The organism is Neptunitalea chrysea (assembly GCF_027924145.1).
GTDB classification, from domain to species: domain Bacteria; phylum Bacteroidota; class Bacteroidia; order Flavobacteriales; family Flavobacteriaceae; genus Neptunitalea; species Neptunitalea chrysea.
Genome location: NZ_BRVP01000002.1, coordinates 36,795 through 52,062, shown reverse-complemented (window position 1 = coordinate 52,062; position 15,268 = coordinate 36,795). Strand labels below are relative to the sequence as shown.

The window sequence follows — 15,268 nt, the reverse complement described above, 5'->3', positions numbered from 1 at the left end:
CCTGTTTCATTTATGTCTAATTATTTAACAATCATATATATATGCTTAACAAAAGCATCAAATTTTTTATAGACAACAAACTTGTATCCGTTCTGTTACTTATAATTCTAGTAACAGCAGGAATTATATATGCTCCTTTTCAATGGGATAAAGGTATTTTACCTACCAATCCTGTGGCGGTAGATGCGATTCCTGATATTGGAGAAAATCAGCAAGTTGTATACACAAAGTGGGATGGCCGTTCTCCTCAAGATGTAGAAGATCAAATAACCTATCCCTTAACCTCTGCTTTAATGGGCATTCCTGGAGTTAAAACCATTAGAAGTTCTTCTATGTTCGGTTTTTCTATCATTTATATCATTTTTGAAGAAGATGTAGAATTCTATTGGAGTAGAAGTAGAATATTAGAAAAGCTTAACGCACTACCATCCAAATTATTACCAACTGAAGTTCAACCAACTTTAGGTCCAGATGCTACAGGTCTTGGACAAGTTTTTTGGTATACCTTAGAAGGTAGAGACTCTTTAGGTAATGTAACAGGAGGTTGGGATCTGCAGGAACTAAGAAGTATTCAGGATTATCAGGTTAAATATACACTATCTTCAGCGAGCGGAGTTTCTGAGGTAGCATCCGTAGGTGGTCATGTAATGGAATATCAGGTAGATATTGATCCTGAAAAATTGCGCCAATATGGCATCACTCTCAATCAAGTGGCAAGTGCCATTAAAAAATGTAATACGGAAATAGGCGCCAGAACATTAGAAATTAATAAAGCTGAATATTTAGTGAGAGGTTTAGGCTATATTAAATCTATCAGTGATATTGGAAATTCTGTGGTAACTTCCATTAATTATACGCCAATACTCATAAAAGATATAGCAAAGGTTTCAAAAGGCCCTGAACCTAGAAGAGGTATTTTAGATAAAGAAGGTGCAGAAGTTGTTGGAGGGGTTGTTGTAGCCAGATATGGCGCTAACCCTATGAAGGTTATTTCTAATGTAAAAGAAAAGATAAAAGAAATAAACACTGCGTTACCTAGCAAAACCTTAACCGATGGAAGAACTTCTAAGCTCACCATAGTTCCTTTTTATGATCGTTCAGAACTTATAGCCGAAACTATTGGTACACTTGACGAAGCACTTACCCTAGAAATTTTAATTACTATCTTGGTAATCATGGTTATGGTGTTTAATCTAAGAGCTTCTATACTTATTTCTACCTTACTTCCTGTAGCCGTTCTAATGGTATTTATTGCAATGAAATGGTTTCAGGTAGATGCTAACATTGTAGCACTCTCAGGTATTGCCATTGCCATTGGTACCATGGTAGATGTAGGTGTTATTCTATGTGAAAATATTATAAGACATTTAGAACATCATAAAGGTACAAAATCAATAAATACAATTGTTTATAACGCTACCGCAGAAGTATCTGGTGCCATTGTTACGGCTGTATTAACAACCATTATAAGTTTTGTACCGGTTTTTACAATGATTGGTGCAGAAGGAAAATTGTTTAGACCACTGGCTTTTACAAAAACGTTTGCTTTAGCATCTTCCATTATTGTAGCTTTATTTTTAATACCACCTTTTGCTGCTATTGTTTTCAAAAGAAAATCAATTCAAAAAACAGCCTTTTTAATTGTGCAGTTTTTACTAATAGCTCTTGAGCTGGGAGCCGTTGTATATGGCTATTGGATTGGTCTTGCACTTGTTGCTTTTAGTATTTTTTCAATACTATTGAAACTAGGATATATTACAACACAACAAAATAACGTATATCAGGTAATTGTTTCGGTTGCTACTATTTCATTACTATTAGCCAACTATTGGAGACCTTTAGGCTTACAACATAGTTATATAACCAATCTGATTTTTGTTGCTTTAGTTTGTTTCGGTTTATTAGGCTTTTTCTCCCTATTCAGAAAAGCCTATACAAAAATTTTAGCATGGGCTCTAGAAAACAAACTTTTATTTTTAGCTATTCCGGCAACATTGGTTTGTTTTGCGGTGTATATTTTAAAAAATACCGGGAGAGAATTTATGCCATCATTAAATGAAGGTTCCTTTCTTTTAATGCCCACTTCATTACCTCATACAGGTGTCGAAGAAAATAAACGAATTTTGCAACAGTTAGACATGGCAGTAGCCACGATTCCCGAAATTGAAACTGTGGTTGGAAAATCTGGTAGAACGGAATCGGCACTAGACCCAGCCCCTCTTTCTATGTATGAAAATATAATTCAGTACAAACCGGAATACTTAAAAGACAACGAGGGGAGCCTTTTACGATTTAAAGTGAACGCAGAGGGTTTATTCATACTTAAAAACGGTGACTTTGCATATAACCCAAACATGCTTGTTAAAGAAGAAGCCATTAAAAAGAATACAATTAGCGATGTATATAAACTAACTTCTCAAGATTTAATTATTGATACACATGGAGAATTATTTAGAAGTTGGAGACCCTCAATTAAAAGTCCAGACGATATATGGAAAGCCATTGTTTCAGTAACCAAATTACCAGGTATTACATCGGCACCTAAATTGCAACCTATAGAAACCCGATTAGTTATGTTACAAACCGGTATGCGAGCACCTATGGGAATTAAAATTAAAGGACGTAATCTTAAACAAATTGAAAATTTTGGGGTTGCCTTAGAAAAAGTTTTAAAAGAGGCAACAGGTGTAAATAAGGATGCGGTATTTGCCGATAGAATTGTAGGGAAACCTTATTTATTAATAGACATTGACAGAGACAAAATTGCTAGGTACGGATTATCTATAGAAGCAGTTCAATACCAATTAAAAATTGCTGTAGGTGGTATGCCGTTAACCCAAACTATTGAAGGTAGAGAACGTTATAATATACGTGTTCGTTATCCCAGAGAATTACGTGATACGCCAACGGATTTGAGTGCTATTTATATACCAATAAATAGTGGTTCATCTATACCCTTAAGTGATATAGCAAGTATTAAATATGAAAAAGGACCGCAAGTAATAAAGAGCGAAGATTCGTTCTTAACGGGATATGTACTTTTTGATAAACTTGACAATTTTGCAGAAGTAAATGTGGTAGAAAATGCAAAATCATTAATTAATAAAAAAATTGAAAGTGGTGAGCTTAAAATTCCGAATGGAATTAGTTATTCATTTACCGGTACTTATGAAAATCAAATACGTGCAAATAAAACACTCTCTTTTGTAGTTCCTATTGCTTTATTGATTATTCTACTTATACTTTATTTTCAGTTTAAATCGTTAGCTACCTCCCTAATGATATTCTCTGGAATATTAGTTGCATTCTCAGGTGGTCTTTTAATGATTTGGTTATACGGCCAAAGTTGGTTTTTAAATTTCTCTTTTTTCGGAGAAAATCTAAGAGATTTGTTTCAAATGCATCCCATTAATTTAAGCGTAGCTATTTGGGTTGGATTTATTGCGCTATTTGGTATTGCAACCGATGACGGAGTTGTTATGGCTACCTATTTAACTCAAACTTTCAATAATGCTAAAAACGATTCCATAAAACATATTAGAACGCATGTTATTAACGCAGGGGAAAAACGGATTAGACCTTGTTTAATGACTACTGCTACTACCCTATTAGCCTTATTACCAGTATTAACATCAACCGGTAGAGGAAGTGATATTATGATTCCAATGGCAATTCCTGCATTTGGAGGTATGCTAGTAGCTTTAATAACCTTATTTATTGTACCCGTTTTATATTCCTGGAGAGAAGAAATTAAATTAAAAAAACAAAGTAAGTCATGAGAATAAATATACAAACACACTGCTTCTTATGCATTGTATTCATGCTAATTACTATAAACATGACTTTTTCTCAAAGCCTGGATAGTTTAATAAAAATTGCTATTGACAACAATCCCGAAATACAACAATTACAGCTACAATATGAGATTTCTAATGAGAAGATAAATGAAGTTGGCTCTTTATCAAATACAGAATTCGGCGTCGGGTATTTTGTATCGGAACCCGAAACAAGAACAGGGCCGCAAACCTTTAAACTTTCGGTAAAACAAATGTTCCCTTGGTTCGGGACATTAACAGCTAGAGAAAATTACCAAAATTCTTTAGCCGATGTTGAATTTGAAAATTTAAGCATTGCTAAAAGAAAGCTAGCACTTTCTGTGGCTAAGTCATATTATAAACTCAATGCAATTTATGGTAAACAAGTGATCACAGATAAAAATATCACCTTATTACAAACCTATGAAGAACTTGCTTTAAATGCTGTGGAAATAGATAAAGCTTCCCTTGTAGATGTTTTAAAAATTAAAATGAGACAGAATGAACTAATCGGAGAGATACAGGTATTAGTTGAGAACTATAAAGGAGAATTAGCGACCCTTCAACAATTACTAAACACTTCTGATACCATTACATTACGTGATTACAAAGTCCTTTCTATACCTTCAGATATAGTTCTTAACGAAACCACAGATAGTCTTCAACTACATCCTGAATTAATTAAATATGATAAACTATATAAATCTGTAAGCCAATCTGAAGTCGTAAATCAAAAAGGTAAAAACCCTATTATAGGTGTCGGACTCGATTATATAAATGTTGCTGAACGTACCGATATGTATGTTACGGATAACGGAAAAGATATTGTAATGCCCATGGTTACACTATCAATTCCGGTTTTTAATAAATCGTACAAATCAAAATCAAAACAACATCAATTAGCACAGGAGAAATTATTAGCCGCAAAACAAGAAAGATATAATCAACTCGTTGCTGTCTTAAAACAAAACATCGCTAATAGAAATGCTGCCAAAATTAAATTTGAAACGCAGACAAAAAATATTGATCAAGCAGACAAAACGGAAAAAATTTTAATGAAAAGCTACGAAACAAATACACTAAAATTTAATGATTTAATAGATGTTCAAGAGTTAAAATTAAAATTTCAGTTAATGCAAATCGATGCTGCTTTATCTTATTATTTACAAACTATAAATATTCATTATTTAAGTAATAACGCATGAAAAAATATATATCGTACATACTACTTTTAATTGTTGGTATTGCTTTAGGATGGTTACTTTTTCACACATCAACCCCTAATAATAACAATAATGAGAGCCATAATCATACAAATACAGAGCAATTATGGACTTGTTCCATGCATCCACAGATTATACAAAATAAACCTGATGATTGTCCTATTTGCGGTATGGAACTGATTCCTTTAGAACAAAATTCAAATGGTCTTGCACCAAATCAATTTAAGCTATCTGAAAACGCTATGGCATTAGCCAATATTCAGACAAGCATTGTTGACTCGACTGCTGATAACGAGAACGGACTTAATTTATCTGGAACTATTACAGAAAATGAAAAAGGAAATAAAACGCAAATAAGCTATTTTTCAGGTAGAATTGAAAAACTCTATGTAAATTTTGAAGGACAAAAAATAGCTTCAGGACAACAACTAGCTACCATTTATTCACCACAATTAATAACCGCTCAACAAGAATTACTTACGGCCATTAGCTTACAAGAAAGTAATCCTAAATTATATAATTCAGTGGTTAAAAAACTAAAATTATGGAAGTTATCAGACAGTCAAATACAAACCATAGAAACAAGTGGTAAAATAATAGAATACTTTCCTGTATATGCTACTATAAGTGGTACTATCTTAGAGAAATTAGTTAATGAAGGTGATCAAGTGAAACAAGGGCAAAGCTTATTTAAAATAAGTAATTTAAATACCGTTTGGGCAAATTTTGATGTGTATGAGAATAACATTAAACATATACAAAAAGGACAAGAAATAGGTATTAAAACAACCGCTTATCCTGGTGAAAATTTTTCCGGAAAAGTTACTTTTATCAATCCGGTTCTTAATACAACATCGAGAACAATTACAGTACGAACTGAATTAAAAAATGATAAACAGCTTTGGAAACCCGGCATGTTTGTAGAAGCACTTATAAAAACTAAAAACAACAAATCAACTAAAAAATGTTACATACCCGAAACGGCTATATTATGGACAGGTAAACGCTCTGTTGTATATATTAAAGTAAATAAGCAAGATCCTGTTTTTGAAATGCGAAACGTTACTCTAGGGCAAAAATCAGGGAATACTTATGAAGTTTTAGAAGGGCTACAAGCAGGTGATGAAATTGTAACCAATGGAACCTTTACAGTAGATGCAGCAGCACAACTACAAAATAAACCTTCTATGATGAACCAACCTTCTGAAAAAAATGCTACTCATGATAAGGAGATTGATACAATTAAGAGGTTTGAGGTTTCTAATATGTTTATGAAACAATTAAACTCCTTATACACTGATTACATAGCTCTTAAAACAGCATTAGTAAACGATGATTTTGAAAAAAGTAAAACCTATATACAAGATATTGATGAGAGTTTGGCTAAAGTAGATATGAAGCTTTTAAAAACCGCTGAAAGTCATAAAGTATGGATGAGTACTAAAAAAAACATTAATGACGCAGTTAGTTCTTTTAAAAAGGCTGAAACTATAGCACAACAACGCGATAGTTTCTATATCATTTCTCAAAAAATGATCCAATTAATTAAAGCCTTTGGCGTACAAAAACAAGTCTTTGTACAGTATTGTCCTATGGGCAATAATAATAATGGAGCTTTTTGGTTAAGCAACGATAATGAAATAAAAAATCCGTATTACGGTAATGCTATGTTAACCTGTGGAAATGTAGCAGAAACAATACCTGAATAAAAATAAGTTTTAATTAATAATAAATCAATTATGAAAAAAGTAATTTTAGCCATTGCTGCTATCGCAACCATTAGTTTTACCAGTTGTAATGAAACTAAAAAAGAAAAGGAAACAGAAAAATTTGATACTGCCAGTGTTGAAGGATTAGAAATAACCACTTTTGGAGTAAGAGGAAACTGTGGAATGTGCAAGTCTACTATAGAAAAAGCTGCAAATGGAGTTGATGGCGTAGCAAAATCTAATTGGGATGTAGATCATAAAGTAATTAAAGTTGCTTTTGATAGCACTAAAACTACGCTTACCGATATTAAAAAGGCCATTGCAGCTTCCGGTTATGATACTGAGAATTTTTCAGGTTCTGAAAGTGCATATGAGGGGTTACCTGCATGTTGTCATTACGATCATGAAATGAAAATGAATCAGTAAACTACTTCGAAGCATTTACTATCAACCACCAAGTAAGTAAAAAAGAGGCTGTCTTAAAAGTATTTATGACGGTCTTTTTGTTTTAGGTATTTTGTTTTTTTGTGAATCATACTTCTAAATCGGCTATTTGAGATCGTTCAAATTAAGTTATCCTTAATGTTCTAAGGATATTATTTAGATGTTTTAATTAAAGTATCTATTTTGTTTTTAATTCTATCGATAGTCATGTCATAATTAAACCAGTGAATCTTTTCATTTCTCCTAAACCAGGTTAATTGTCTTTTTGCAAATCTTCTTGTATTTTTTTTAACCTCATCAATTGCAAATTCCAATGTCCAATCACCTTTCAAATAATTAAAAAACTCTCTATACCCAACAGTCTGCAAAGCATTTAAATGTTTATAATCATTTAGTTGTTCAACCTCATGAAGCAATCCACTATCCACCATTATATCTACTCTCCTATTAATTCTATCGTATATCACTTCTCTATCAGCCTCTAAACCGACATAAATACTTTTAAAATTTCTTGAACCATTACCGGTATTCAAAAATGAAGAATAAGTTTTTCCGGTTCCAATACAAATCTCTAATGCTCGTACTAAACGATGCGGATTATTAATATCTACCTTGTTATAGTAATCAGGATCTTTTTCCAATAACAACACTTGTAATTCCTCTATAGCTTTTTGATTAAGCTCTTCTCTAATACTAGGAGAAACCTCCGGAAAATAATCTAATCCTTTCACTAAAGCATCTACATATAAGCCACTACCTCCTACAACAACAACGATATCTTTTGTTTTAAATAGCTTATTTAAAAGTTCAAGACCGTCTCTCTCAAAATCTCCTACACTATAATTCTCCGTAATACTTATATGCTGAATAAAATGGTGTTTTGCAGCCGACAATTCATCTGAAGAAGGTACAGCAGTACCAATAGCCATCTCTTTAAAAAATTGTCTAGAATCAGCTGAAATTATTTCAGTATCGAAGTAATTAGCCAATTTAATTCCTAAAGCTGTTTTACCTATAGCAGTAGGACCAACTACACAAATAATATATTTAGTTTTATCTAACTTCAATGATTTATAAACTTTTTTATAACCTATTTTAAAAGCTACAATTTTTCTCCGCAATTATAGCAAAATTTTGCCTCATCCGTATGGTTATCACATTGACAATTACTACAAATCTGTGTATTTAAATGTACTTTATTAGATTGTCTGGCAAATTCAATTGTTACAATTCCTGTTGGTACAGCAATAATTCCATACCCCAAGATCATTATCAACGATGCCACAAACTGCCCTAGATTAGTAGCCGGGGCTATATCTCCGTAACCTACAGTAGTTAAGGTTACAATAGTCCAATATATACTTCTGGGAATGCTCGTAAATCCGCTTTCTTCTCCTTCTATTAAATACATGATGGTTCCTAAAATAACCGAAATAATAAGTACTGTATATATAAACACTACTATTTTAGTTCTGCTTGCTTTAAGAGCCTCTTTAAGCTGAGAAGCCTCTCCTAAAAAACGTACTAATTTTAAAACCCTAAAAACTCTTAAAAGTCGCAACGCTCTAAACGCTATAAGAACATGTGAGCCAGCAAAGAAATAGGATACATATAGCGGTATGGTTGAAATAAAATCTATAAGTCCGTAAAAACTGAAAATATATTTTAGTGGGCGTTTAATACTAATTATTCTAAGAATATATTCTATAGTAAATAAAATAGTAACACTCCATTCTAAAATCAAAAATAAATCACCATACGTAACATTTATAGATGCTACAGACTCCAACATTACCAGTACAATACTAAAACATATTAGAAAAAGTAGCCCAATATCAAACCATTTACCAGCCTTTGTATCGGCCTCGTAAATAATTTCATAGAGCTTCTTTTTCCAACGTTCATTCATATTTAACTATAAGGCTTTCTTGTTCAAAATAAGTGTAAGATTAGTAATATCTACTAATTTACTAAATGCTTTTTTCAACTCATCATATTCTTCAGGTAGAAATACTGATTTATAAACATAAAAATCAGTTTTAAAACTAATGTTGTTACCCTGAGATATTACTTTAAAATTCAACTTAATTAAATTTTTGTATTCGTAGGTAAAACTTTCAGGGATGTTGGTAATATCGTAATTATCACTAAGTTTAATCAGCATATTTATGCTATACCCTAATGGATAACCGAAATCTACCGGATATGTTCTTTCTTTTAGTTTAAAAGGGTTCTCGTTAAACAACATTGATTTAAGTGGAGATAGAAAAACCCTATCTTCTTCCATTAAATCTTCATACGTAACATGATAATTCTCTATCAATACCTTTTCAGCATCTGAAGCATTGTAATTTTCATAATTACTGATAAAAGCATTATTATCATCACTCAAATCATTTTCTAACGATTCCAAATATACTTCTCTCCTCAAAGAATTAATTTTTTGCCTTTTACTTACCGCATGAAATCCGCTATATTTATTAGACGATTTAGAGATTATAGCTCCAACTGAATCTATTTCGTACTGGACAAAAATATTACTTTTAGACAATGATGTCATATAAATGTTATCCCATTTGCTTTCATTCTTAAAATCAAAAACTCGACCGTAATCATTTATTGCACGGATAGGTAATAATCCAAAAGGTAAATATGATTCTGTTATATCTAAATAATAAACTTTATCATCCAATACCAATTTCACTACAACGTAATTAAAATCGAGCATTACAGGATAAAGCAATGTTGGAAGACCATCTTCTCGTTCCCTTATTAATACCATATAAACATCAAACCCTGAAGCTTTTAACATATTTAATAAAACAAGATTCATTTCTGATCTAGAGCCTGTTTTATTTTCATAAGCTTTCTTTACATCTATATTGTTATATAACTTATAGGTTTCATCCCAAACCATTCTGTTTTGTAAAAAATAGTAAATAGATTTAGCTTTCTCTACTCCTTCAGGCATAAGAGCTATATCAACTGGTATCAGTTTTTCAAATGCTTTTTCTTTTCTAGCTTGTTTCCCTAAATCTTCCGTTTTTACTTCTTTATCTACTGCTTTCCATGTTTTTGTAAATGTTTGTTTAACACCTCTAAAATTTTCATACTCACTCAATTCATAATCTATACAAGCCTTATAGTTTTTACTTGACGTCATATATTTTTCCTCCTTAAAAGCAGGAATGTCTTTCATTACATAATTATTAATACCACAACCTGCATGAGTCCCTCCATAGATTACACAATCTCTTTCTAATTTTGAAGTATGAGAGGCAAGAGGAATGGTTCCTACTATTTTGGCATTATAGGTATAATTACCTGGTATTTTAGTTTCATACTCACTATATAGTTTAGGTATATCTGATTGAAAATTCCAAGACGGAAAATGTCTATCATAAGGTGAAGTTTTTGTATACTCGACATCAAATACCGTTCCCTCTTTAACTTTTGGTATGGTAAATTTCGCCAACTCAATACTCGATGAGTAATCTTCCTTAAAAATATCTGATTTTGAAACACTTATAGACTCACCATCAGCATTATAAGATTTCGCCTTAATACTCACAATCCGCTCTCTATGTCCACCTTTCTCACTTTTATAAAGGGGTATTTCAAAAGTAGCCTTATTAAAGCTTTTTTTATCAAAAATCTTATATCTTGCTGTGTATGTATACTGAATATAAAAGCCTCTATAACTATCGAATATTATTTCAGAGACCCCTTTTTCATATAAAATTAAAGCACCTGCTTCAGGGTCTTTATCATATGATTTCATCTGTAAAGATTTCGCATCAACATTCCCGTATTTAAAATTTACATCCTGAGAAAAACATAAAGAAAATACGGTGAATAAAATTGTCGTAAATAAAAATTTCATTGGTTAGGTTTTTAATTCAATAATCTTAATTACTTTTCTTTTTCTTAAATATGATTGAATTATATGTTGGGCATTCCCGTTATTTTGTAATGGGGTTACAATATTTTCTAACACGCTTAAATGATTAATCTGGTAATTCAAATTATAAAATCCGATACCTTTTAACTGATTCTTTTCTATTAAAATAACGCTGCGTTCATCTACGCTTCTCCCCTTGTCAACTATTGCCATATCAGGATATTGATACGTATATTTTAAAATAGCCTGTTCAAATCTCGTATTGTATTCTTCAATAGGTTCTTTACCAATACATGCGCCTTTACATTTGTCTATTGTATAATTAAAACAATTCTTTTTAGCTTCAGACAAGCCCAAAAGTTTATGACAAAGAATAAAATCATCTGCCATTTTATAAAGAGCATTCTTAGCTTCAAAAATAGAGGTAAAAGTCATTAGAGGAACTTCATCTTTAACATTTGAAACTTTATGTATGATAACCGTCTTATAGCCAGACGACAACTCTTTAAGATAAAAACCAAAATTAAATAATGTTCTTTTGCGGCTCTTATTTAATTTTGGTTTATTAACTTTTATTTCTTCATTTTCCTTTAATAAGGCTACTAATTCACTTCCGGTTTCTTCATAGGTTACAGCAACAACATCTTTCTGAATAATCAGCGCACTCTTATTCTTATTTGTAAAATGCTGGTTTACTCTTTTCTTTATATTCTTACTTTTACCTATATAGATAATTTCGCCATCACTCTTATGAATATAATATACGCCTGTAACCGTCGGTAATTGCTCTACAATATCTAATAACTTAGGAGCCATACGGTGCTCCATATCGCTTTTAATAGCGCCTTTTATTATTTCTTTAGAAGAATCTTTTGAAAGTAATAATTTAAATAACTTAACCGTAGCCATAGCATCTCCGTTAGCTCTATGTCTATCGCTCACGGGTATACCCAACGATCTAACTAATTTACCCAAGCTATATGATGGCTTATCAGGTATCAACTTTTTAGATAGCTCTACGGTACAAATGGTTTTTCTAGAATAATCAAAACCTAAACGTCTAAACTCCGTTCTTAGAATTCTGTAGTCAAATTTAGCATTATGAGCAACTATAATACAATCTTTCGTAATTTCAACAATACGCTTAGCTACCTCATAAAATTTAGGAGCTGTAAGCAGCATTTTATTATTTATACCAGTAAGCTTAACCACAAATGGCTGTATATCCTTTTCAGGGTTTACTAAAGAAATAAATTGATCTACAACTTGGTGTCCATCATACCTGTAAATGGCTATTTCTGTAATCCCTTCTTCATTAAACTTACCTCCAGTTGTTTCTATATCTAAAATTGCGTACACAAATATATCTTATTTTAAAACTACAATTTAGTGATAATTTCTGGCACCAAAAATACTACTACCAATTCTTACCATTGTACTCCCGTTTTTAATCGCTACTTTATAATCACCACTCATCCCCATAGACAGTACTTTCATTTCTATATTTAAAGTGGTTGTATTCTTAAGTTTATCAAATAATTTCTTCAAAGAAGAAAACTCTCTTTCTATTTGTTCTTCATTCTCGGTAAAGGTAGCCATTGCCATAAGCCCAACCACCTTAACATGTGATAAAAGTGAAAACTCTTCTAAAGCTAATGTTTCCATTAATTCTTCCTCACTAAAACCAAATTTGGTATCTTCTTCTGCAATATGTATTTGAAGCAAGCAAGAAATAACTCTATCATTTTTTTTTGCTTGTTTATTAATCTCCTTTAAAAGTTTAAAACTATCAACACCATGTATTAAACTTACGTAAGGCGCCATATATTTTACCTTATTAGTCTGTACATGTCCAATCATGTGCCACTCTATATTCTTAGGTAAAACTTCCCATTTCTCGGTCATTTCCTGAATCTTATTCTCTCCAAAGATACGCTGACCAGCATCGTAGGCCTCCTGTAAATCTGCTATAGGTTTTGTTTTAGAAACCGCTACCAAGGTAACTTGTTCTGGTAATGTTGATTTAATATCTTTTAAATTCTCTTGTATCTGCATAACTTAAAATTCATAAATAGTTAGCCCACTAACTAATTTGGGCTCTATATAAGTACTTTTAGGGGGCATTTGTAAACCCGCATCAGCAATGTGTTTTAATTCTTCTACCGTAATGGGTAGCATTCCAAAACCTACATCAAACTCCTTATCATCAATTTGCTTTTTCATTTTTATGATATTGTCTTTACCGCAACCATACGATATTCTACTATCATTTCGTAAATCGTAAATCCCTAGTATAGGTTCCAAAATGGTTTTAAAAAGTATCTGCGTATCCAGCTTACTTAATGAATCTGGAAAATTATACTTTGACTTTCTAAGGTATAAAGAATAAAATTCTCCATCAAGATACATACTAAAGTGATATTTCTTAGAAGGTTTATAGAGTTCTAGTCCTCTATTTTCTATTCGAAAAGTTTCATCTAACCGAAATAAAAATTCTTCTTTTGATAATCCATTAAGTCCTTTTACCAATCGGTTATATTCAGAAATCTTCAAATTAGACTCAGGAATTAAAAAACTCAAAAAATAATTATAGTTCGTATTCCCTGTAGCATTATACATTTCTTCTGAAAGTAAATAGGAAGAAGCAGACCTATGATGTCCATCTGCAATATAAACAGCATTCATCCGTTCAAAATGTGACTGTATAAGCTCAATTTGTTTTTTGTCTTCTATCCTCCATAAAGAATGCAACTGTTGTTCAACTGTTGCAAATTGATAATCAGTTTCAGATGCCGTGATGTTAGCTATAATCTCATTAATTACATCATTATCAGGATAGGTTAACAGTACTGGTTCTGTATTAAAACCAACTACCTTTAAATATTCCTTAAAAACCTCTTCCCTCTTCTGTATCGTATCCTCATGCTTTTTTATGAGATCCTTTTTATAATCGTCTACACTGGCTGCCGCAATAATACCAATATAGGTATCATGATGCGTTTCTATCTGATAAATGTAATAGCATTCCTTTTTACTATATTCATAGATATCTCTTTCATGAAATTCAAGATATCTGTTCTTTACCATATTAAACCGTTGCTCCCCACTAATTTCATGCTGAAACTTAAAACCTGGTGTTAAGATATGCAGAAATGAATATGGATTATAGGCTAACTTAGCCTTTAATTCTTTCTTTTTGTAGGTTTCATAAGATCTTGAAACTACTAAAGAAGTAAAAGCTTTATTAGGTAAAACGGCTTTAAATGGTATTACTTTTGGCATATTATATAAACATCTTCGCTACTTTCTCTGCTTTTTTAGACTCACTATACTCATAGAAGCCTTCTCCTGATTTTACACCCAATTTTCCGGCAGTAACCATATTTACTAATAATGGACACGGAGCATACTTCGGGTTTTTAAATCCGTTATACATTACCTCTAAAATTGAAAGACACACATCTAACCCTATAAAATCGGCTAGCTGTAAAGGTCCCATAGGATGTGCCATTCCTAATTTCATTACGGTATCAATTTCACTTACTCCTGCCACGCCATTGTATAAGGCTTCAATACTCTCATTTATCATTGGCATTAAAATACGATTGGCAACAAAACCCGGGTAATCATTTACCTCTACAGGAACCTTACCAAGAGTCTTAGAAAGTGACATTGTAATTTCTGTTACTTCATCAGAAGTATTGTATCCTCTAATAACCTCTACCAATTTCATAATTGGTACCGGATTCATAAAATGCATTCCTATAACCTTTTCAGGTCTAGAAGTTACAGCCGCTATTTTAGTAATTGAAATAGAAGAAGTATTGGTAGCTAAAATGGTTGCTTCATCACATACATCATCTAGTTGTTTGAATATTGCTAGTTTTAAATCTACATTTTCTGTTGCCGCCTCTACAACCAACTCCATTCCTTTTACGCCATCAGGTATATCTGTATAAGTAGTAATATTTTTTAAAGTATTTTCTTTATCCTCAGCCGATATCTTTTCCTTTGCTACCATTCTATCAAGATTACCACTAATAGTAGAAAATCCTTTTTCTAATGCAGCTTCCGATATATCTATAAGATTTACTTTAAAATCGTACTGAGCAAATGTATGCGCAATACCATTCCCCATAGTACCGGCACCAATAACTGCTATATTTCTCATGATCT

Annotated in this window: 11 protein-coding genes; 4 read left to right on the top strand and 7 right to left on the bottom strand. The window is 31.9% G+C overall.

Features of this window, described 5'->3' with window-relative positions; genetic code table 11:
• Positions 1–41 precede the first annotated feature (41 nt).
• The 4 genes from NBRC110019_RS01370 to NBRC110019_RS01355 are packed head-to-tail and all read left to right on the top strand — an operon-like array spanning position 42 to position 7,173.
• Positions 42–3,779, top strand: a complete 3,738-nt coding sequence (locus tag NBRC110019_RS01370; protein WP_281751560.1) for an efflux RND transporter permease subunit — start codon at positions 42–44, stop codon at positions 3,777–3,779.
• On the top strand, positions 3,776–5,020 hold the full coding sequence (locus NBRC110019_RS01365; RefSeq protein ID WP_281751558.1) for a TolC family protein: 1,245 nt from the start codon (positions 3,776–3,778) through the stop codon (positions 5,018–5,020). Before NBRC110019_RS01370 ends, NBRC110019_RS01365 begins: the two co-directional genes overlap by 4 nt.
• A complete protein-coding gene (locus NBRC110019_RS01360; protein WP_281751556.1) occupies positions 5,017–6,747 on the top strand; it encodes an efflux RND transporter periplasmic adaptor subunit in 1,731 nt (576 codons plus the stop codon). Before NBRC110019_RS01365 ends, NBRC110019_RS01360 begins: the two co-directional genes overlap by 4 nt.
• Positions 6,748–6,777: 30 nt before the next feature.
• Complete coding sequence (locus NBRC110019_RS01355; RefSeq protein WP_281751554.1) at positions 6,778–7,173, top strand: heavy-metal-associated domain-containing protein; 396 nt, start codon at positions 6,778–6,780, stop codon at positions 7,171–7,173.
• A 170-nt stretch (positions 7,174–7,343) separates the two neighbouring features.
• Here NBRC110019_RS01355 and miaA read toward each other — a convergent pair whose 3' ends face one another.
• The 7 genes from miaA to NBRC110019_RS01320 are packed head-to-tail and all read right to left on the bottom strand — an operon-like array spanning position 7,344 to position 15,263.
• Positions 7,344–8,258: a tRNA (adenosine(37)-N6)-dimethylallyltransferase MiaA gene (gene miaA, locus NBRC110019_RS01350; protein WP_281751552.1), complete on the bottom strand. Its 915-nt coding sequence runs from the start codon at positions 8,256–8,258 to the stop codon at positions 7,344–7,346.
• A gap of 35 nt (positions 8,259–8,293) precedes the next feature.
• Entirely contained in the window at positions 8,294–9,100 is an 807-nt protein-coding gene (locus NBRC110019_RS01345; RefSeq protein WP_281751550.1) for an ion transporter, read from the bottom strand.
• A 6-nt stretch (positions 9,101–9,106) separates the two neighbouring features.
• Positions 9,107–11,074, bottom strand: a complete 1,968-nt coding sequence (locus NBRC110019_RS01340) for a DUF3858 domain-containing protein (protein WP_281751547.1) — start codon at positions 11,072–11,074, stop codon at positions 9,107–9,109.
• Positions 11,075–11,077: 3 nt separating this feature from the next.
• The gene (locus tag NBRC110019_RS01335; RefSeq protein WP_281751545.1) at positions 11,078–12,451 is read right to left on the bottom strand and encodes a 3'-5' exonuclease family protein; all 1,374 of its coding nucleotides are present in this window, start codon (positions 12,449–12,451) and stop codon (positions 11,078–11,080) included.
• 27 nt (positions 12,452–12,478) lie between these two features.
• On the bottom strand, positions 12,479–13,147 hold the full coding sequence (locus NBRC110019_RS01330) for a YggS family pyridoxal phosphate-dependent enzyme (RefSeq protein WP_281751543.1): 669 nt from the start codon (positions 13,145–13,147) through the stop codon (positions 12,479–12,481).
• A 3-nt stretch (positions 13,148–13,150) separates the two neighbouring features.
• Positions 13,151–14,374 (bottom strand): DUF1015 domain-containing protein, encoded by a 1,224-nt coding sequence (locus NBRC110019_RS01325; protein WP_281751541.1) that lies wholly within the window; start codon positions 14,372–14,374, stop codon positions 13,151–13,153.
• A 1-nt stretch (position 14,375) separates the two neighbouring features.
• Positions 14,376–15,263 carry a 3-hydroxybutyryl-CoA dehydrogenase gene (locus NBRC110019_RS01320; RefSeq protein ID WP_281751539.1) on the bottom strand — a complete coding sequence of 296 codons (888 nt, stop codon included), beginning with the start codon at positions 15,261–15,263 and terminating at the stop codon, positions 14,376–14,378.
• Positions 15,264–15,268 lie beyond the last annotated feature (5 nt).